Annotated in this window: 17 protein-coding genes; 12 read left to right on the forward strand and 5 right to left on the reverse strand. The window is 49.1% G+C overall.

The features are described from left to right. Positions 1 to 5: 5 nt before the first annotated feature. The gene (oadA, locus tag NV375_RS00520; RefSeq protein ID WP_258806505.1) at positions 6 to 1,790 is read left to right on the forward strand and encodes a sodium-extruding oxaloacetate decarboxylase subunit alpha; all 1,785 of its coding nucleotides are present in this window, start codon (positions 6 to 8) and stop codon (positions 1,788 to 1,790) included. Between the two features lie 3 nt (positions 1,791 to 1,793). Beyond that, positions 1,794 to 2,924 (forward strand): sodium ion-translocating decarboxylase subunit beta, encoded by a 1,131-nt coding sequence (locus tag NV375_RS00525; RefSeq protein WP_258806506.1) that lies wholly within the window; start codon positions 1,794 to 1,796, stop codon positions 2,922 to 2,924. A 195-nt stretch (positions 2,925 to 3,119) separates the two neighbouring features. Here the strand turns inward: NV375_RS00525 and NV375_RS00535 are convergent, their stop codons facing one another. Next, positions 3,120 to 5,189 carry a response regulator gene (locus NV375_RS00535; protein WP_258806507.1) on the reverse strand — a complete coding sequence of 690 codons (2,070 nt, stop codon included), beginning with the start codon at positions 5,187 to 5,189 and terminating at the stop codon, positions 3,120 to 3,122. Positions 5,190 to 5,275: 86 nt separating this feature from the next. Between NV375_RS00535 and gshA the strand changes: the two genes are divergently transcribed. Together gshA and NV375_RS00545 are read left to right on the forward strand one after the other, a co-directional pair. Continuing rightward, complete coding sequence (gene gshA / locus NV375_RS00540; RefSeq protein ID WP_258806508.1) at positions 5,276 to 6,886, forward strand: glutamate--cysteine ligase; 1,611 nt, start codon at positions 5,276 to 5,278, stop codon at positions 6,884 to 6,886. Then, the gene (locus NV375_RS00545; protein WP_258806509.1) at positions 6,886 to 7,503 is read left to right on the forward strand and encodes a hypothetical protein; all 618 of its coding nucleotides are present in this window, start codon (positions 6,886 to 6,888) and stop codon (positions 7,501 to 7,503) included. Before gshA ends, NV375_RS00545 begins: the two co-directional genes overlap by 1 nt. A 5-nt stretch (positions 7,504 to 7,508) precedes the next feature. On the opposite strand, the gene NV375_RS00550 is transcribed toward NV375_RS00545, so the two are convergent. Beyond that, entirely contained in the window at positions 7,509 to 8,810 is a 1,302-nt protein-coding gene (locus NV375_RS00550) for an HlyC/CorC family transporter (RefSeq protein ID WP_126769584.1), read from the reverse strand. 67 nt (positions 8,811 to 8,877) lie between these two features. Beyond that, the gene (locus NV375_RS00555) at positions 8,878 to 9,666 is read right to left on the reverse strand and encodes an inner membrane protein YpjD (protein WP_258806510.1); all 789 of its coding nucleotides are present in this window, start codon (positions 9,664 to 9,666) and stop codon (positions 8,878 to 8,880) included. Positions 9,667 to 9,823: 157 nt separating this feature from the next. On the opposite strand from NV375_RS00555, the gene ffh reads away from it, so the two are divergent. The 6 genes from ffh to tyrA all read left to right on the forward strand — a co-directional run bounded on the left by ffh (position 9,824) and on the right by tyrA (position 14,528). Then, positions 9,824 to 11,197 (forward strand): signal recognition particle protein, encoded by a 1,374-nt coding sequence (ffh, locus tag NV375_RS00560; protein WP_258806511.1) that lies wholly within the window; start codon positions 9,824 to 9,826, stop codon positions 11,195 to 11,197. 107 nt (positions 11,198 to 11,304) lie between these two features. Continuing rightward, positions 11,305 to 11,553, forward strand: coding sequence for a 30S ribosomal protein S16 (gene rpsP, locus NV375_RS00565; RefSeq protein WP_126769587.1), 249 nt, complete (start codon positions 11,305 to 11,307; stop codon positions 11,551 to 11,553). Between the two features lie 38 nt (positions 11,554 to 11,591). Then, positions 11,592 to 12,122, forward strand: a complete 531-nt coding sequence (gene rimM, locus NV375_RS00570) for a ribosome maturation factor RimM (protein ID WP_258806512.1) — start codon at positions 11,592 to 11,594, stop codon at positions 12,120 to 12,122. Then, positions 12,122 to 12,892: a tRNA (guanosine(37)-N1)-methyltransferase TrmD gene (gene trmD / locus NV375_RS00575; protein ID WP_258806513.1), complete on the forward strand. Its 771-nt coding sequence runs from the start codon at positions 12,122 to 12,124 to the stop codon at positions 12,890 to 12,892. Before rimM ends, trmD begins: the two co-directional genes overlap by 1 nt. A 20-nt stretch (positions 12,893 to 12,912) precedes the next feature. Then, positions 12,913 to 13,272, forward strand: coding sequence for a 50S ribosomal protein L19 (gene rplS / locus NV375_RS00580; RefSeq protein WP_126769592.1), 360 nt, complete (start codon positions 12,913 to 12,915; stop codon positions 13,270 to 13,272). A gap of 95 nt (positions 13,273 to 13,367) precedes the next feature. Further along, entirely contained in the window at positions 13,368 to 14,528 is a 1,161-nt protein-coding gene (tyrA, locus tag NV375_RS00585) for a bifunctional chorismate mutase/prephenate dehydrogenase (RefSeq protein WP_258806514.1), read from the forward strand. On the opposite strand, the gene NV375_RS00590 is transcribed toward tyrA, so the two are convergent. Next, positions 14,475 to 14,858 (reverse strand): response regulator, encoded by a 384-nt coding sequence (locus NV375_RS00590; protein ID WP_258806515.1) that lies wholly within the window; start codon positions 14,856 to 14,858, stop codon positions 14,475 to 14,477. The two genes, tyrA and NV375_RS00590, sit on opposite strands and share 54 nt — an antisense overlap. A 110-nt stretch (positions 14,859 to 14,968) precedes the next feature. Between NV375_RS00590 and NV375_RS00595 the strand changes: the two genes are divergently transcribed. Continuing rightward, positions 14,969 to 15,592 (forward strand): cytochrome b/b6 domain-containing protein, encoded by a 624-nt coding sequence (locus NV375_RS00595; RefSeq protein WP_258806516.1) that lies wholly within the window; start codon positions 14,969 to 14,971, stop codon positions 15,590 to 15,592. A 10-nt stretch (positions 15,593 to 15,602) separates the two neighbouring features. On the opposite strand, the gene NV375_RS00600 is transcribed toward NV375_RS00595, so the two are convergent. Continuing rightward, positions 15,603 to 16,067, reverse strand: coding sequence for a cytochrome c (locus NV375_RS00600; protein WP_258806517.1), 465 nt, complete (start codon positions 16,065 to 16,067; stop codon positions 15,603 to 15,605). Between the two features lie 190 nt (positions 16,068 to 16,257). Between NV375_RS00600 and NV375_RS00605 the strand changes: the two genes are divergently transcribed. Continuing rightward, the gene (locus NV375_RS00605; protein WP_258806518.1) at positions 16,258 to 19,344 is read left to right on the forward strand and encodes an amidohydrolase family protein; all 3,087 of its coding nucleotides are present in this window, start codon (positions 16,258 to 16,260) and stop codon (positions 19,342 to 19,344) included. Position 19,345 lies beyond the last annotated feature (1 nt).

Genomic DNA, 19,345 nt, shown 5'->3' on the forward strand with positions numbered 1-19,345 from the left:
CTAGCATGTCAAAGCCATTAAAACTGACGGAGCTGGTGTTACGTGACGCTCACCAATCGCTACTGGCAACACGTATGCGCTTGGACGATATGTTACCTATTGCCGAGCAGCTTGATAACGTAGGCTACTGGTCAATGGAGTCATGGGGTGGTGCAACGTTCGATGCTTGCATCCGCTATCTAGGCGAAGATCCATGGGAGCGCATTCGCGAACTGAAAAAAGCGATGCCGAAAACACCTCAACAAATGCTCTTACGTGGACAAAACTTGCTGGGCTATCGGCATTATGCTGATGACGTTGTGCGCCGTTTCGTTGAGCGCGCCAAGGAAAATGGCGTTGATGTGTTCCGCATTTTTGACGCCATGAATGATGTGCGTAATCTGCAGACCGCTATCAAAGCAGCAAAAGAAGTTGAAGGCCATGCGCAGGGAACGTTGTCGTACACGGTAAGCCCAGTGCATACGCTAGACAAGTGGGTCGCCATGGCAGAAGAGCTTGCCGATCTCGGTTGTGATTCTCTGTTTATTAAGGATATGGCTGGCTTATTGCGACCCCAAGCTGCCTATGAGCTCGTTACGGCCCTGAAAAAGGCCACTGATTTGCCAATTGCTATGCAGTGTCATGCAACCACGGGATTAAGTACTGCTACTTATCAGAAGGCAATTGACGCCGGCATCGATATGTTAGATACGGCAATTTCATCGATGAGTATGACCTATGGGCATTCGGCAACCGAAACTATTGTCGCGATGACCGAAGGCACTGAGCGCGACACCGGACTTGATCTCGACAAGCTGGAAGATATTGCCAGTTACTTCCGTGACGTACGCAAGAAATATGCGAAATTTGAAGGTTCACTCAAGGGCGTTGATGCACGTATCTTGTTGGCCCAAGTTCCTGGCGGCATGCTGACGAATATGGAAAACCAGCTTCGTGAACAGGGCGCGGTAGAAAAATTTGATGAAGTGTTAGCTGAAATTCCGCGGGTGCGCGAAGATCTGGGCTTTATTCCTTTGGTTACGCCGACATCACAGATCGTCGGAACTCAAGCGGTATTAAACGTGTTAAGTGGTGAGCGTTATAAGTCTATATCGAAAGAAACCAAAGGGGTTTTGCGTGGCGAGTACGGTGCGACTGCGGCACCGGTAAACGAAGAGCTACAGAAGCGTGTGCTTGAAGGCGCTGAGCCGATTACGTGCCGACCAGCTGACCTTATTGATGACGAAATGGAGAAGCTCACGACTGAGTTACGCGAGCACGCAAAAGAGAAGAGCTTGCGGATTGCCGATAATGAAGTCGACGACGTGCTGACTTACGCATTGTTCCCACAAATTGGCTTAAAGTATCTTGAGAATCGTGATAACCCCGATGCTTTTGAACCAATTCCGTCAGCTACCGAAGCTGAATCAGCGCCGCCGGCTGAGGCCAAAGCAGCTCCAATGCAAGGTAAGTCTGCAGCCTATAGCGTGAAAGTCGATGGTAAGTTGTTCAACGTTGAAGTTGGACCTGCGGGTACGGTTAGCGCGTCGCAACAAACGTCTACTGAAGAGGTAAAGCAGAGCAGTGGGGCAGGGAGCGCAGAAGAAGTGACCGCACCGCTTGCCGGTAACGTGTTTAAAGTGGTCGTCAAACCTGGCCAACAGGTTAGCGAAGGTGACGTTTTAATCGTCCTTGAAGCGATGAAAATGGAAACCGATATCAAAGCTGATCGGGATGGCACTATAGCTGAAGTGTACGCTAAAGAAGGTGACAGTGTTGCTGTCGGTGATGCATTGTTGACGTTGGAGTAAGTCATGGAGCGATGGATAACACTATGGCAAAGCACTGCACTGGCTGCATTTACTTGGCAGCAAGCGGTCATGATGTTGGTTGGCGCCTTGCTGCTGTATCTGGCCATCCGTAAAAAGTTTGAACCTTTATTGCTGTTGCCGATTGGCTTTGGCGCAATTTTAGCGAATATCCCACTCGCTGGCTTCACCGAGCCAGGAGGTATTCTCTATTACATCTATGTTGTTGGTATTGATACAGGCGTCTTTCCGCTGCTCATTTTTATGGGCGTTGGCGCGATGACGGATTTTGGTCCGTTGCTTGCGAACCCACGGACATTGTTGCTCGGTGCTGCGGCTCAATTTGGCATCTTTGCGACCTTATTCGGCGCGATTGCGTTAAATGCGATTCCCGGCTTCGAGTTCAGTATGCAGGACGCCGCCGCTATTGCAATTATTGGTGGCGCCGATGGCCCCACGGCTATTTTTTTAGCCTCGCGGCTGAGTCCTGAGCTGTTAGGCGCCATCGCCGTTGCTGCCTATTCCTATATGGCTTTAGTGCCGATCATTCAGCCTCCGATCATGAAGTTGTTAACGACGCAAGAAGAGCGTTCTGTGCGTATGGAGCAACTACGTCAGGTGGGGCGCCGTGAGAAAATAGTATTCCCATTAGCGGTGTTATTTTTAACGTTGTTGTTCTTACCGACGGCAACGCCATTAGTAGGGATGTTTTGTCTTGGTAACTTGATGCGTGAGGCGGGCGTGGTTGAGCGACTTAGCAAAACAGCGCAAAACGAACTCATCAATATTGTGACGATTTTTCTGGGACTCGCGGTTGGTTCAAAACTTTCAGCAAGCGAGTTTCTAACTGTCGAAACGCTCGGAATTTTAGCACTCGGCGCGGTCGCTTTTAGTATTGGTACTGCTTCTGGTGTGTTGATGGCGAAATTAATGGCACGCTTTAGTAAGACGCCAATCAATCCGCTGATTGGTGCAGCTGGTGTCTCGGCCGTACCTATGGCGGCGCGAGTCGTTAACAAAGTTGGCTTAGATGCCAATCAAAGCAACTTTCTACTCATGCACGCAATGGGACCGAATGTGGCGGGTGTGTTAGGTTCAGCAGTGGCTGCTGGTATCCTACTTGCCTTGGTAGGTTAAGGAATGGTGGAACAGGACGCTAAAATTGGCGTCCTGTTAACCACAACAACAACGTGTATACCGCAGCGATAAATAAACTTACGACTAAGATGTAAACAAAGCCTTTACGACCTTGCTTCAAGGTAAATCCATTCGCTCTTAGATAGAGCCACCACATCAGCCCAAGTACTAGTGGTATTAGAAATAAAAATCGAATCATTGGCGTTCCACCCATAGTTTTAAATCGGTTGCGGCAAGCTGTGCCTGCTCTAACATGGGGCGCAGGCGGGTAATATGGTCTGCGACCTGATCAAGTTCAGCATTCTTCATCGCTGCCTCTAATTGTGTAGCAAGTTTTTCGATCCCCAATAAGCCAAGGTTTGCGGCCGAGCCTTTCAGGGTGTGAAAATAGCGTCGAGCTTCCTCGTGCTGACCTTTACTCAGAAAATCGACGACCCGTTGCGGCGCTTCTTGATAACTCCCATGGAGGCGCGCAATCAAATCGACGTACAGCTCAATGTTATGATTGAGACGTGTCAACGCACTTTGAAAATCGATGTCATGATGATTAGGGTAGCGTCGCTTCTTGTCAGTCATGGGATTGGGAGCTTGCGAAGTTGGCTCAATTTGGCGGTCGCGGCGACACCACTTTTTCACCGTCGCTTGTAACTTTGCTTCATCGATGGGTTTCGCCAAGTGATCTTGCATGCCTGCCGCAAGTGATTGTTCAATGTCTTCGCTGGCACTGTTTGCGGTCATGGCAATGATCGGGAGCTGCTCGTACGAAAAGCGTGAGCGGATTTCACGTGTTGCTCTATAGCCATCCATGATTGGCATTTGAATGTCCATAAAGACGATACCATAGGCGTGTTGCTCGACGAGCTCGATGGCTTCACGGCCATGCTGGGCAATATCGACTTGCAGCCCCAAATGTTCAAGCATCTCCTTGGCAATATGTTGATTGATATCGTTGTCTTCAACCAATAACACGCGAGTGCCTTGCAACTCTTGCCAATAGTCGTCCGCTTGTTCGGTGTGGCGTTGGGAATAGAGCGCTAATACGGAACTAAGCTCCCGTACCACGGCGTGACTTGTATACGGCTTTAGTAGATGGCCTTGGACACCATATTCGCGCGCCTTATCAATGAGCTCAGTGGCATGGTAGCTGGTCGCTAAAATGCATTTGGGTGACGCTGGATGTTGCAAAAGACGTTGGCAGAGCTCAAGTCCACTCATGCCGGGGAGTTGCCAATCAATGATAGCAGCCGTGAAAGGCTTTTCTTGGTGCTTGCTGAGGGCATCTTCAGCAGTGCGAAAGCTGACAACGTCAATCTGTAAACTGCGCAATAAGTCGTTGAGCATTTCACGCGTGGTGAGGTTGTCTTCGACAATCATGATGCGTTTACCGGCAAGTTCCGGCAGCACCGATAACGGAATCCGTGGTTGCTGGGGCTGCTGCAACGGCAGTTGCAGTTCGATGAAAAAGGTAGTGCCTTGCCCTTTACTGCTGGTAACGCCGATACCATGTTCATTCATGAGTTTGACGATGCGTTGGCTGATGGCAAGACCTAAGCCGGTGCCCCCGTATTTACGCGTTGTCGAGGTGTCGGCTTGGGTGAAGGCTTGAAATAGCTTATGCCGTTGCTCTTCGTCCATCCCAATACCGGTATCGGTCACCGATAGTCGTAAAAACAAATGGCTATCGGTTTGATCAAGCTTGGTAACCGAAACAACGACTTCGCCGTGTTCAGTGAATTTAATCGCGTTACTGACTAAATTAACCAGCACTTGATTCAGTCGAAGTGGATCGCCGACCAGTTGCGTGGGTAAATTGGGCGGTAAATTGATAATGAATTCTAAATTTTTATCATGCGCGCGATAGGCAAAGAGGTCAGCGAGGTTGCGCAGGACTTCTTCTAAATCAAATGGAATCGATTCGATGGCAAGTTTATTGGCTTCTAGCTTCGAGAAATCCAGTAAATCATTGATAATTCCCAAGAGTATCTTTGACGATCCTTCAATTGATTTTAAATACCCTCGCTGCTTATCATTCAACTCAGTTTTCAGACACAGTTGCGTCATCCCCAAAATAGCATTGATCGGGGTACGAATTTCGTGACTCATATTGGCCAAAAATTCACTTTTGGCTTGGTTCGCAGCCTCAGCAGATGCAATCGCTTGCTTTAGTTCTGCTAAATCTCTCGGGCTGTTCTCGTTATCGGCCATGCGGTTCCAGTCATCGTAAAGGTTGCTAAATATCATGCCACGGGCGCATGCATTCGCCAAATTATCTCATGATCATGGACGTTTGTGGTCAGAAACAGTAAGCTTTGCAACATCTAACCCCGATGTAGCCAAAGGCAGGACTGAGTTTGCAAAAAACACTGTTGAAGTCGCTCGAGCACTTGCAATCAACCGCGGATGAGAAGGCAGTGAAGGGCATCCAGCGTGGAATCGAGCGTGAGTGTCTTCGTATTACTCCGGAAGGGCGTTTAGCGCCAACCACGCACCCTATCGAGTTGGGTAAAGCGTTGACGCATCCGCATATCACCACTGATTATGCTGAGATGCTACTCGAGTTTATTACGCCCGTGGCAACGGATATTCAGGTCACACTTGATCAACTGACCGACATCCACAGCTATACCTACCGTTATATGGGTGATGAATTGATGTGGCCGCTAAGTATGCCGTGCTTTGTTGGCGACGAAACCGACATCCACATTGCGCGTTATGGGAGTTCTCACAGTGGTCGTATGAAGAACTTGTATCGCCGTGGGCTGACGTACCGTTATGGTGGAGGTATGCAGATTATCGCCGGTGTACATTTTAACTTCTCGGTACCACAGGCGATGTGGCAAGCGTTGGCAGCGCAGGATGGCGTTGAACCCTCAGCGGATTATATCTCTAAGCGCTACTTCGGTTTAATTCGTAACTACAAGCGCGTGTGCTGGGTGATTCCCTATTTGTTTGGCGCTTCGCCAGCGATTTGTCAATCATTCCTCAAGCATGCCGATAGTACTATTGAGCTGAAGTCTTTAGGCAAAGGCACGGTTTACCGCGAGTATGGTACGTCATTGCGAATGAGCGACTTAGGTTACACCAATAAAGAGCAGGCCGACCTGCAAATTACCTATAACTCACTTGAAGATTACGTCACGCGTTTACGTCGTGCAATTACCACACCGTCGCAACGGTTTGGCAAAATTGGTGTAAAACAGCAAAACGCACACGGTGATACTGACTATTTTCAGTTGAACAGCAACATTTTGCAGATTGAAAACGAGTTTTACTCACCGATCCGTCCTAAGCGTGTCGCGCAAAACGGTGAAACGCCTACTCAAGCGTTAGAACGAGGTGGTGTTGAGTACATCGAGGTGCGTGCACTGGATGTCAATCCGTTTAGCCCTGTTGGGATCACGGCGGAGCAAATTCGGATGCTCGATCTGTTGTTGTTGTATTGCTTGCTTAATGACAGCCCAGAACTCGATTGGGATGCTCAACAACTTACCGAAAAGAACTTTAATAAGGTTGTACTCGATGGACGTAACCCGCGTTTGACGTTAAATGACAACGGTTATGATCGTCCTATTAGCGATTGGTTAGAAGAGTTGTTCGCTGACCTGCAGGCTCTTGCTCGGTTCATGGATCAAGGGGACGACAACGCTTATAGCGAAACGGTTGCCGAGCATTATCAAATGGTTCTTAATCCGGAACTAACGTTGTCTGGACGTATGCTGGCGCTGATGCGCGACGAAAATGTGGATAACAGTCATCTAGGTATGCGCTTAGCACGAGCTTACCAAAAAGAGTTGCAGGCACCGCTGAAATATTTCAGCGAGGCCGATTTTGCTACGTGGACACAGGCCTCGATTGCTGAGCAAGAGGCGCGCGAGCAGCATGACCAAGGGACCTCGTTTGATGCTTTCCTTGATGATTATTTTGCTAAGGCGAAGTGTACAGCGGCGGAGTGTGAGAAGTAATGAAAAAGTGGCAATCACTTACGGTAGCAAGCGCCATGGTGATGGCGCTGTCGGGTTGTGCGTCGGCGCCACCGGAGCAGCCGGAAGATTTGTGCGAAATTTTTTATGAAAAACCTGATTGGTATGATGCTGCGGCTGAAATGCGCGAACGTTGGGGCGTGCCGATTCAAATTCCAATGGCAATGATGTACCAAGAAAGCTCATTTAAACATGACGCCGTGCCACCAAGAGATTACCTGCTATGGATCATTCCATGGGGGCGAGTGAGTAGTGCTTATGGTTATTCACAAGCAAAGACGCCAACCTGGGATGACTATGAGCGAGAAACTGGCAACAGTTGGGCTTCGCGCGACTCGTTTGAAGACGCTATTGACTTCATGGGGTGGTTCATTGATAAAAGCCACCGTTTGAACGGTGTGTCGAAGTGGGACGCTTACGGGCTCTACTTAAACTACCATGAAGGTTGGACGGGCTATAAACGTCAGACCTATCGCTCCAAAGCTTGGCTGATGCGAACGGCCGAACGCGTAAAACAGCGCGCCGGTGTTTATGGCGCGCAATTACGTCGTTGTGAAGAGGACCTCAAGAAAAACTGGTTTTTGGATCTGTTCTTCTAGGGCGTTCAACTAAACAAATTTTGTTGTTCTTGATGGTGTGACTCGTGAGGCAAGAAGCGCACTTGTTTGACCATGCTTTCGCTGCTCTCGACGATTTCTAGCGCGTAACCTTCGATGCGCAAGCATAAAGGTTGCTGCGGAATATCGCCTAGCCACTCAATAATTAAGCCGCTCACTGTTTTGGGTCCATCAGTGGGCAGCTCCCAATTCATTTCTTTATTGAGTTCACGAATGTTAGCGGTACCTTCCACCACAATTGAGCCATCTTCTTGCGCCGTGACCGTTTCACTTGGCGCCGGCGTAATATTTGTGGTGAAGTCGCCAACAATCTCTTCGAGGATATCTTCGAGGGTTACCAACCCTTGAATATCGCCGTATTCATCAACGACAAGGCCAATACGCTCTTTGTTGTGCTGAAATTTTAGTAACTGCACGTTAAGCGGTGTGCCCTCAGGAATGAAGTAAATTTCGCGGGCAGAGCGAATGAGTTCTGCTTTATCCGTTTCGCTATTGGTTTTCGTCACAATTTGCATGATGTCGCGAGCATGTAAAAAACCAATGGCATCATCGATTTCACCACGGTAAAGCAACAGGCGTGTGTATTGCGCTTGCGAAAGTTGCTTTATGATTGACTTGATATCGTCTTGTACGTCGATCCCGCTAATGTCCGCACGGGGGATCATGACATCCTCAACCGTAACCTTTTCCAGATCTAAAATGCTGAGCAGCATGTCTTGGTGGCTGCTCGGGATCATTGATTGTGCTTCGTTGACCACCGTGCGTAGTTCTTCTGAACTTAACGCATCTTGCCCCATGGTGGTGTTAGGGTTCACGCCTAACAGGCGCATGAAACCATTAGTGATAAAATTCACCGTAGCTACGAATGGATACATGATCGTCAGCAACGGTTTAAGAATGATAGAGCTCGGAAAAGCGACTCGCTCAGGATGTAAGGCGGCGATGGTTTTCGGGGTTACTTCGGCAAAAATCAAAACAATGATGGTTAAACCAAAGGTAGCAACCACAATCCCAGCGTCACCGAACCAGCGAAAGCAGAGGACCGTGGCGATGGCCGAAGCACCGATGTTGACCAAGTTATTGCCTATCAGGATCAGGCCAATCAGACGATCGGGCCGATCAAGCAAATACTGCACGCGTTTGGCGCCAGCGTGGTCTTGTTGTGCGAGGTGACGCAGGCGGTAGCGGTTGACCGACATCATGCCAGTTTCCGAACCTGAAAAATACGCCGAGAGAAACAGTAGTAACCCTAAAATAATGAGCAGGGTCGACGTGGCTATCTCGTCCAAGAAGGTTACCTATATTGATTACTTGAATGCCTAATTTAATGAGATGGTCAGACAAGTCAAGTTTGAATTAACTCAGCAATACGTCACGGACGAAGCGGCTACCAAAATAGCCAAGACTGAGGAGGATACTGGCGACGACGCTAGCAATGACCAACATACGACCACGCATGCCTTGTACGCGATGTAAGACAACAATGGCGAGGTAGATCAACGCCGCGATAGAACTAAGAATCGTTTTGTGAGCCTGCCCTTGGGCAAACATGTCATCGAGGAAGACAAAGCCGCTAGCAATTGCGACAAAAAGCAACAAGGTCCCGCTGCTTAACAGGCGGAAAAAGTATTTTTCGACCACCATCAAGGGCGGAAGGTAGTTCGATAATACATTCATCCGGTGGTTTTTCAGCAGATAATTAAGATACAGCAATTGCACTGCATAGAGTGTCGCTAACATTAAAATTGCGTAGGCAAGTAGGCTCAGAATAATGTGGATCGCGAGACCATGAGTGTTGGCAATACTCGCACCCCAATGGGCCGGACTGAGCGCTAAGATAAGACAGCTGACTGCGGCGAACAAATAAATAACCGGACGTAGCACAAGTCCGCTGTTAGGTTGCACTTTTAGAAAAGAGAGCAACGCCAGTAAAAAAGCAACGACGCTTAAGCTGCTCGCTACATTAAGGTGGTCAAAGCCATCGCTGGCCAAATACCATGCGAGCAGTGCACCGTGACTGACGACTGCAGCTAATGCTACCCAGCTGATCAATGTGGTCGACGAGTCTTTATGCGCCAACTGACGCCAGAGGAGTCCAGCGCTGACAATGTACAAAACTAAGGTAAGAGCGAGCAGGCCTAGCATTATCGTTTCCACAGGTTAAATGATGTAACTTCCTGACTTGAAAGCTCAAGTATATGCATTGTGCCAGAGAAACCCAATAGGATCGGGAAACTTTGCTTGAATTACGTTATAATCGCCGCCAGATTATCTCCAGCTAGCAGTAGATGGACAACAACCGATGTTTGAGAATTTAAGTGAACGCCTCTCGCAGTCGTTAAAAAATATCAGTGGTCGTGGGCGTCTAACCGACGACAACATTAAAGACACCTTACGCGAAGTACGCATGGCCTTGTTGGAGGCGGATGTGGCGTTGCCAGTGGTGCGCGAATTTATTAAGCGCGTCAAAGAGCGAGCGGTGGGCACTGAAGTCAATAAAAGCCTAACCCCTGGGCAAGTATTCCTGAAAATTGTTCAGCAGGAACTTGAGCATGCGGTGGGTGAAGGCAATGTGCCGTTGAACCTAGCCACGCAGCCGCCGGCGGTTATTTTGATGGCAGGCCTGCAAGGTGCCGGTAAAACCACCAGTGTAGGTAAGCTGGCGCGCTACTTGCGTGAACGGCAGAAAAAGAAAGTGTTGGTGGTGTCGGCTGACGTTTATCGTCCAGCGGCCATCAAGCAGTTGGAAACCTTGGCGAATGAAGTTGAAGTCGAGTTCTTCCCTTCGAGCACGGAGCAAAAGCCGGTAGCGATTGCCGAAGCGGCAATCAGCCATGCACGGAAAAAATTCATCGATGTGGTGCTAGTCGATACCGCCGGGCGCACGGCTATCGATGATGCCATGATGGCCGAAATTAAAGATTTGCATGCTGCCATCAATCCGGTTGAGACCTTATTCGTGGTTGATGCGATGACCGGTCAAGACGCTGCGAACACGGCGCAGGCTTTTAATGAAGCACTGCCGTTAACCGGTGTTATCTTGACCAAAACTGATGGTGATGCCCGTGGTGGTGCAGCGTTATCGATTCGCCACATTACCGGCAAACCGATTAAGTTTTTGGGGGTCGGTGAAAAAAATACTGCATTAGAGCCGTTCCATCCTGAACGTGTGGCATCACGTATTCTTGGCATGGGCGATGTGCTGTCGTTGATTGACGAACTTGAGCAAAAAGTCGATCGCAGCAAAGCAGAAAAAGTCGCTAAGAAAGTCATGAAAGAGGGTAAGTTCTCACTCGAAGACTTTCGTGAGCAATTGGCGCAAATGCGGGATATGGGCGGCATGATGGGCCTCATGGATAAGTTGCCAGGCATGGGCAAGATGAGTGCTCAAGTGAAAGGTCAAATGGACGACAAGATGACAGTGCGCATGGAAGCTATTATTAGTTCCATGACACTTAAAGAGCGTGAGTTCCCTGATTTAATCAAAGGCTCACGTAAACGCCGTATCGCTGCCGGTTCGGGTACTCAGGTACAAGACGTCAATCGTTTGTTGAAGCAATTTCTGCAGATGCAGAAGATGATGAAGAAAATGAAAGGCGGCGGCATGGCGAAGATGATGCGAAGTATGGGCGGAATGGGCGGCAAAATGCCTCCGGGAATGTTCCCCAAACGCTAGAGAATACTTGCATTCGACGGAAAAATCGGTAGAATTGCCGGGCTCTTCGACCCCGGTCGGAGATTTTTCTATTTATTTAACATTATAAAACTGTATCGAGGAACGTAATGGTAACCATTCGTTTACAACGCGGCGGCGCTAAAAAGCGTCCATTCTACCAGATGGTAGTAACCGACAGTCGCAATGCCCGCGACGGTCGTTTCATTGAAAATGTAGGCTTCTTCAACCCGTTAGCGCGTGGTCAAGAAGAGAAACTACGTGTTGATCTTGAGCGTGTAGAGCATTGGGTCGGTCACGGCGCAACTGTATCTGAGCGCGTAGCTAAGCTTTTAAAAGATGCGCGTAGCGCAGCTTAATTCTGCTTAATTTAATCAACGTTGGTAGTGAAGTAACGATGAAGCAACCTGTAGAACATGTCGTCATTGGCCAGTTAGGCGCAGTGTATGGGGTCAAGGGTTGGCTAAAAATTCAGAGTTACACTGATGACGTTGAAGCCATTTTTAATTATCACCCTTGGCAGATTCGTAAACAGGGTAAAGTGCAAGAAGTTCAAGTCGAGGAATGGCGTCGACATAATAAAGGACTGATTGCCAAGCTGGTAGGTGTAGAAGATCGCGACGCTGCGCATTTAATGACTGGTGCAGACGTGATCATCGAAGCTGAGCAGCTGCCTGAGTTGCCAGAGGACGAATTTTACTGGCGTGACCTCATTGGTATGACTGTAGTGAATACTGACGGTTATAACATGGGTACGGTTGACCAGTTAATGGCCACAGCATCGAATGATGTGATGGTGGTGAAAGCGAACAGTAATGATGCGTTTGGTCGCTCAGAACGTTTGATTCCGTTTATTCAGAGTCAGTACGTTCAAGAAGTCGACAAAGCAAACAAACGTATTGTTGTGGATTGGCCGTCGGACTTTTAATGGCTGGGAAACTACAGGTAGGCGTGATTACGCTGTTTCCTGAAATGTTCCAAGCAATTACCGACAACGGTGTTACGGGTAGAGCGGTACGCGAAGGGCTGTTAGCTATTCAACTAACCAACCCACGCGATTTTACTCACGATAAACATCGCACCGTTGACGACCGCCCCTATGGCGGTGGACCTGGTATGTTGATGATGGTGCAACCGCTCACTGATGCGATTGCTGCCGCAAAACAACAACTAGGGGCCGATACCAAGGTGATGTATTTGTCACCTCAGGGTCGCAAGCTTGATCACGCGGGTGTGCAAGAATTGGCACAACGTGACAAGTTCATCTTAATTGCCGGTCGCTACGAAGGCATCGATGAGCGCGTAATAACGCGGCATGTTGATGAAGAATGGTCGATTGGTGATTACGTGTTAAGCGGGGGCGAGTTGCCTGCCATGGTCATGATTGACAGTGTGGCACGCTTAGTTCCTGGAGTGCTTGGGCACCAAGACTCAGCAGAAGAAGATTCTTTCGCTGCCGGCTTGTTAGATTGTCCGCACTATACACGACCAGAAGTTTTAGATGGTGAGGGGGTACCACCAGTATTACTGAGTGGTAATCATGAACAAATAAGACGCTGGCGTTTGCAGCAGGCTCTAGGTAGAACCTGGTTGCGACGTCCAGAAATGTTAAACAACCTAGCTCTGACTGACGAGCAGCAACAGCTTTTGGATGAATTTATTCATCAATACCAAGCCGACGCTGATGCGGGTAGTTAATCTAGGCAAGTGAGGCTAACATGGCAAAAGTAAGTCAAAATTTGATCAAAGCGATCGAAGACGAACAAATGAAAACCGACCTTCCGGACTACGCACCGGGCGATACAGTGGTCGTTAATGTTAAAGTTGTTGAAGGTAACCGTGAGCGTGTTCAGGCATTTGAAGGCGTGGTTATCGCTAAGCGTAATCGTGGTTTGCACTCTTCATTCACGGTTCGTAAAGTATCAAATGGTGAAGGCGTTGAGCGTACTTTCCAAGCGCACAGCCCAATCATTGATAGCATTAAAGTGAAGCGTAAAGGTGCGGTACGTCGTGCTAAGCTTTACTACTTGCGTGAGCGTTCAGGTAAATCTGCACGTATCCGTGAGAAGCTGTCTTAAGATCAGCTTTGATCTGAAAAAAACCCGCCGCTGGCGGGTTTTTTTATGCCTAAAATCAGGCACAATGTAAGCTCGAGAGAAGTAAGGAGTCGAAGATGTCTGACGCTGCAGTACCGAATGACCCAGAGCAACGCCTACAGCAATTGCGTGAAGCAATTGATGAATCCGATAATGCGTTATTGCAGCTGTTACAACGGCGTCGTCAGCTCGCCGCCGAAGTTGGGACCGTAAAGCGTAGTATCGGGCAACCGCTATTCGTACCTGAACGCGAAGCGAAGCTTATCGCTGCGCGTCGTGCTGAAGCTGAAGCTATTGGCTTATCGCCTGACCTGATCGAAGACGTACTGCGGCGTGTGATTCGTGAGTCCTATCAGCAGCAACAAGCTGCTGATGTTCATCTCGAAGACAAAAACATCGTCGTCATTGGTGGTTACGGTGCGCTCGGAGGCTTGTTTGCGGAGCGATTTCGTGAGGCTGGTGCCCGCGTGCACTGCATCGGCGAAGGCGAACAAGCTCAATTAGCGGCTGCGTGTAGTGATGCTGATCTGGTATTGGTCAGTGTTCCTATTGCAGTGACCACCAGTGTCATTAATAACCTTCCAAAATTGCCAGCGCATTGTATTTTAGCTGACGTCACCAGTGTCAAAGCTAAACCTTTGCAAGCGATGTTGACCCAGCACAAGGGACCTGTGGTTGGCCTCCATCCGATGTTTGGCCCACAAGTCGCAACACTTGCGAAGCAGCTCATTGTGGTCACCGAGGGGCGCATGTCGTCTGCTTATCAGTGGTTATTAGATACATTAATTCGCTGGGGAGCGCAGTTGTACCAAACCACAGCCGAGCGACATGATGAAGCCATGGGTTTCATCCAAGTGATGCGGCATTTATCAACGTTCGTCTATGGCGCGCATTTGGCCGGCGAGAAAGCCGACTTACAGGAACTTCTCGATCTGAGCTCGCCAATTTATCGCTTGGAATTAATGATGGTTGGCCGGCTATTTGCGCAGAATGCTGACTTGTATGCCGACATTATTTTGGCTCATCCGGAAAACTTCGCCATGATGCGTAGGTACTTAGATACCTTTGCGCAGGTGCTTGAGCAACTTGAACAGGGCGATAAGTCAGGTTTCGTCAGCAAATTTGCTGAAATAAGTGACTATTTTGGTGAATTTTCGCAGAAGTTCCTCGAAGATAGCCAACGTCTACTCGCTAGTGCCGGCGATGCGCATCAGCTCAGCAACGTCGCTCGGCGCTAATGGTTTTTGCAATAGGGTGTTGATACCAGCTGCTTCACATTCGTCGCGGAAGTCGCTTGGGTTATGACCCGAGATCATAGCGGTCACTGGCGTTTTGTCACCCAACTGTTCATGCACTTTGCAATAGAGTTCGACCCCGTTAAAGTCGGGTAGCTCATGGTCGAGTAGAACGAGATCTGGGCGTTTATTTAGAATAAGTTCGAGCGCTTCCTGACCACTTTGAGCCGTACTGATAGAGGCCTCAGGAAAGTGACCGAGCATCGCTTTCATGACTTCGAGCGAGATAAGGTCGTCATCGACAATCACAACATGAGTCTGTGTATTCGTCATAAAACCTCCCCCAAAAACGTTGTTTGCTATTCGCTGTTTGCTGTTCGAAAATACAGTTTAAAGCACCAAACAGCAAACATTAAGCGGTGGATAACGAAAAAGGTCACGCAATGAAAATTTGGGATAGTTTTGTACGCGGTTATCATTGGTTACTGGTCATTGCGATTGCCGGATTGTGGTGGACTGCGGAACAAGGGTATATGGACTGGCATATGCGGATAGCGCTTGCGGTAGGGGCGTTACTGCTTGCCCGCGTAGTATGGGCCCTGATTGGAAGTGAAAACGCACGGTTTACTGCCTTTGTGCATAGGCCGCAAAAGGTGGTTGAACACCTTAGAGACTTACAACGCAAAAATTACCAACCGACTGCGACCCATAATCCAGCCGGAGGTTGGGCGGTGTTGTTGATGTGGGCGTTGTTGTTCGTGCAAGTAACGACAGGTCTATTCGCGACTGATGAAATTTTCTTTTCCGGACCTCTTGCCAGCCTTGTCAGCAGTTCTACGCAGGGGCAATTGACCGATCTGCATGAAATCAACTTCAATGTGCTACTCACCGTTATCGCATTACATGTGTTGGCGATTTTGCTTTACCGTATGAAAGGCGTGAACTTACTGAGCGCCATGGTGCATGGCAAGCGACAAAATGTACGGCCACCGCGGTTAGTGAATGGTCTTTTCGGCTGGACACTGGCCGCTGTGATAGCAGCCAGTGCTTACTACTTCTGGTGGTGAGGTGAGGACGTTAGTCCTTATATTGATCGTGGCACCCTTTGCAATTTTTGGCGGCGGTCATAAAAGCTGACCGCATTTTATCTTGATCGCCCGAGGCAGCGACAGCAGCGAGTGAATTTGCATCGACTTGCAGTTGTTGGGTGCGTTCTTGAAAGTCTTCCCAGTTATCCCAGATGGCTGGAAGTGCATCGGTGTTGTTGCCAGGCATTGCACCTTCTTGGCTAAAGCCAACCCATGGCACTGATGCCAGCGCTGCAAATGTCTCGGCACGCTCGGCGAAAATGGCAGCATCGAACGGCATATCACCTTTCAGCATGTCGCCCATGTAGGCGAAGTTATTTTGCATAACTGAGAGCGCTTTTTGTCGGTACTCCACAGCTTTGTCGGCGTCATTAAACGCATGTTGGGCAATGACTGCGGTGCTTGCTAAAAGCGCAGCAGCAACGGTAATTGTTTTTAGGCTGTTGGCAAACATAAAAGAACTCCTGTTGAAATGGTAGGTTAAGTGAGCTTATGACTAGCATACAACGCTTTACCGATTGAACTAAGCTGTTTGTCCCTTATTGCATTGCACTCAACGCATGAATCCACTTACTGTAAGCAAGAAAGTAACTGATTTAAACCCAAAACTTAAACTGCAGAACAACCTATCAAAGGGGATGCCGATGATTAGCAGTAACCGCCTCAGCAAGTTGGCGGTAGCGATGTGTGCCGCACTACCAGTGTTGGCAAGTGCCTCGCAGACCACAACTGTGCAAGGGTTGCATGACAACTCATCAACATTTGTCGCATTACAAAATGCGACCATCATTACCGAACCTGGTCGTAGCATTGAAAATGCGACCCTCGTGATTCGCAACGGTAAAATTGAGCGCATTAATGAAAATAACCGTGCCCCAGAGGGCGCTCGGGTAATTGATTTAACTGGGCATACGATTTATCCAGGCTTCATCGATGCGTATAGCAATTATGGGGTGCCTGCGCCGAAAAAAGAGCAGCAGGGACCATGGTTCTCGACCCGTCCTGAGTACAATAACAAGCGTGAGGGCGGTAATGCAGCGAATGATGCTATTCATGCGCAACAACGCTGGGTCAGTGCCGCAGCAACCGATACTAAAGCTGCAAAAGATTATATTGAACAGGGCTTTACCGCCGTGCAAAGTGCTCGTTTAGATGGCATTTTTCAGGGACAAGCCGTGACGTTATCATTGGCTGATAAAATCGCTAATGATGTTGTTTACAACGCTGAAAGCCGCCATTTTGGCTCTTTCGATAAAGGGACATCACAACAGCAGTACCCGAACTCATTAATGGGCTCTATCGCTTTGATCAGACAAACGCTGTCTGACGCCAATTGGTATGAGCAAGCGTATGGTAAGGACGCCTACAACGGCCCGGTAGAGTACAATGCTGCCTTGGCTGAGCTCGGACCGATTGAGCAAGAAGGTATGGTCTTTGCGGTGAGTGACGACAAATCCTTATTACGTGCGCACTCAGTGTTGAGCGAGTTTGAGGTACCCGTCACTTTTGTGGGCTCGAATTATGAATATGCCCGACTAGACGCCGTAAAAGCGACGCAAGCCAAGCTTATTTTGCCGTTGAACTTCCCTGCTGCTCCAGAAGTTTCAGGGGTCAACGATGACTTAGATGTTGAGTTGGCGGATTTACGTCACTGGGAGCGAGCCCCGGGCAATGCTGCAGCATTGGCTGCTGCTGATATCGACTTCTCATTTACCTTGCACCAGTTGAAGAAGGCGGGCGATTTTTGGCCTAACCTCCGCAAAGCAATTCAACATGGTCTTGATAAAGAGCAGGCGTTGGCGGCATTGACTACTATTCCTGCGCAGATCGCGGGGGTTAGTGATAAAGCAGGTAAATTAACGCCAGGTTACATGGCGGACTTCGTGATTGCCGAAGGTGATCTTTTCACCGATGGCACCATTAAGTCGGTTTGGCTGCAAGGTGCAGAAAACGAATTAGCGCCGTTGCGCAAAGCCGACTTCGCCGGAACCATTGTCACGGAGCTTGGCGGACAAGAATTGCGCTTTGAACTTAAGGGCACTGATCGGGTAAACGGCGCTCTGGAAGTAGGCGGCAATAGCCACAAGTTGCGCTCGGTGCGTCGCGATGATGCCACATTGAGTTTTGTCGTAGACGCTGAACTGAACGGCGCGCAGGGTGTTTGGCGGGTACAGCTCGAACAAACTGCTGAACAAGCCTATGCCGGCGTGGCGGTTGGACCGCAAGGTCAAGAGCTTGCCTTCTCGGCTAGCCGCGCAGAAGCAGCAGTTGAAGACGTCGCCGAAAGCACAGACGCCGCTGCGGTAAACTATGTCAGTCGTTTGACCTATCCGAACGTTGCCTATGGTCTAGATGGCCTACCACCTCGGCAAAACTTACATATCAAGAATGCGACGGTTTGGACCGCTGACGATGATGGCGTACTCGAAAATACCGACATTCTTGTGCGTGACGGAGAGTTCTACCGCCTTGGTCAAGATCTTCGCACCCCATCGGGTTACGAGGTCATTGATGCTACTGGCTTGCACGTCACGCCTGGAATTATCGATGAACACTCGCACATCGCCATTGACCGTGGTGTGAATGAGGGCTCTGAAGCGATTACCTCAGAAGTTCGCATTGGTGACGTGGTGAACCCAGATGATGTTCACATCTATCGTTCATTGGCTGGCGGTACCACCATGGCGCAATTGTTGCACGGCTCCGCCAATCCGATTGGCGGACAAGCGCAGGTCATTAAACTGCGCTGGGGGGCAACAGCTGATCAAATGAAGTTTGACGCTGCGCCGCCGTCGATTAAGTTCGCGCTCGGCGAGAACGTTAAACAAAGTCGTTATCCTTCGTGGTTAAGTACGCGTTATCCGCAAACACGCATGGGTGTCGAAACCTTAATGCGTGACGGCTTCACTGCGGCGCTTGAATACCGTGAACGAATGGAAGCGTATAAGAAGCTTAGTCGCAGCGAGCGGGCAAAAACTGCACCACCGCGCCCGGACTATCGCTTGGAAACGCTACTTGAGATTCTCGACCGTGAACGGTTTGTTCATGCACATAGCTACGTGCAATCCGAGATTCTGATGTTGCTGCGTTTAGCGGAAGATTTCAATTTCACGCTAACCACCTTCACGCACATTTTAGAGGGTTATAAAGTTGCTTCTGAAATGGCTAAACATGGTGCTGGCGGCTCGTCATTTGCGGATTGGTGGGCGTATAAATTCGAGGTCTATGATGCTATCCCTCACAACGCTTGCTTAATGTCCGAGAAGGGCGTGTTAACCAGCATTAATTCGGACAGTAACGATTTGCAACGTCGTTTGAACACAGAAGCTGCGAAATCCGTCACTTACTGTGGCATGGATGAACATGAAGCTTTAAAAATGGTGACATTGAATCCAGCGAAACAGCTTAAAATCGATGACTATGTCGGTAGTATCAAAACCGGCAAGCATGCTGACTTCGTGATCTGGAACAACCATCCGTTAAGCTCGTATGCGCGGGTTGAGCAAACTTGGATCAATGCGCGTAACTACTTTAATCGCGAGCGTGACCAAGAGCTGCGTGCCGACTTGCAAGCCGAAAAACAAGCGCTGATGCAAAAAGTACTTGCTGATCCGAACGCCAGCAATGGCGACAGCAATGGTTACAAACGCGAACAGCCAGCTTGGCACTGTGATACCGAACACGATACCTGGCTTGGCACATTTACGGCCCATAGCCACGGAGGACACTAAT

Origin of the sequence: Pseudidiomarina sp. CB1, from assembly GCF_024752025.1 — a bacterium.
In the GTDB taxonomy this organism is placed as follows: domain Bacteria; phylum Pseudomonadota; class Gammaproteobacteria; order Enterobacterales; family Alteromonadaceae; genus Pseudidiomarina.

Bases quoted from the DNA above. Each gene is read 5' to 3' on its own strand.
- oadA (WP_258806505.1), top strand. From the start codon at position 6: ATGTCAAAGCCATTAAAACTGACGGAGCTGGTGTTACGTGACGCTCAC.
- NV375_RS00525 (WP_258806506.1), top strand. From the start codon at position 1,794: ATGGAGCGATGGATAACACTATGGCAAAGCACTGCACTGGCTGCATTT.
- NV375_RS00545 (WP_258806509.1), top strand. From the start codon at position 6,886: ATGAAAAAGTGGCAATCACTTACGGTAGCAAGCGCCATGGTGATGGCG.
- NV375_RS00555 (WP_258806510.1), bottom strand. From the start codon at position 9,666: ATGCTAGGCCTGCTCGCTCTTACCTTAGTTTTGTACATTGTCAGCGCT.
- ffh (WP_258806511.1), top strand. From the start codon at position 9,824: ATGTTTGAGAATTTAAGTGAACGCCTCTCGCAGTCGTTAAAAAATATC.
- rpsP (WP_126769587.1), top strand. From the start codon at position 11,305: ATGGTAACCATTCGTTTACAACGCGGCGGCGCTAAAAAGCGTCCATTC.
- rimM (WP_258806512.1), top strand. From the start codon at position 11,592: ATGAAGCAACCTGTAGAACATGTCGTCATTGGCCAGTTAGGCGCAGTG.
- trmD (WP_258806513.1), top strand. From the start codon at position 12,122: ATGGCTGGGAAACTACAGGTAGGCGTGATTACGCTGTTTCCTGAAATG.
- rplS (WP_126769592.1), top strand. From the start codon at position 12,913: ATGGCAAAAGTAAGTCAAAATTTGATCAAAGCGATCGAAGACGAACAA.
- tyrA (WP_258806514.1), top strand. From the start codon at position 13,368: ATGTCTGACGCTGCAGTACCGAATGACCCAGAGCAACGCCTACAGCAA.
- NV375_RS00590 (WP_258806515.1), bottom strand. From the start codon at position 14,858: ATGACGAATACACAGACTCATGTTGTGATTGTCGATGACGACCTTATC.
- NV375_RS00595 (WP_258806516.1), top strand. From the start codon at position 14,969: ATGAAAATTTGGGATAGTTTTGTACGCGGTTATCATTGGTTACTGGTC.
- NV375_RS00600 (WP_258806517.1), bottom strand. From the start codon at position 16,067: ATGTTTGCCAACAGCCTAAAAACAATTACCGTTGCTGCTGCGCTTTTA.
- NV375_RS00605 (WP_258806518.1), top strand. From the start codon at position 16,258: ATGATTAGCAGTAACCGCCTCAGCAAGTTGGCGGTAGCGATGTGTGCC.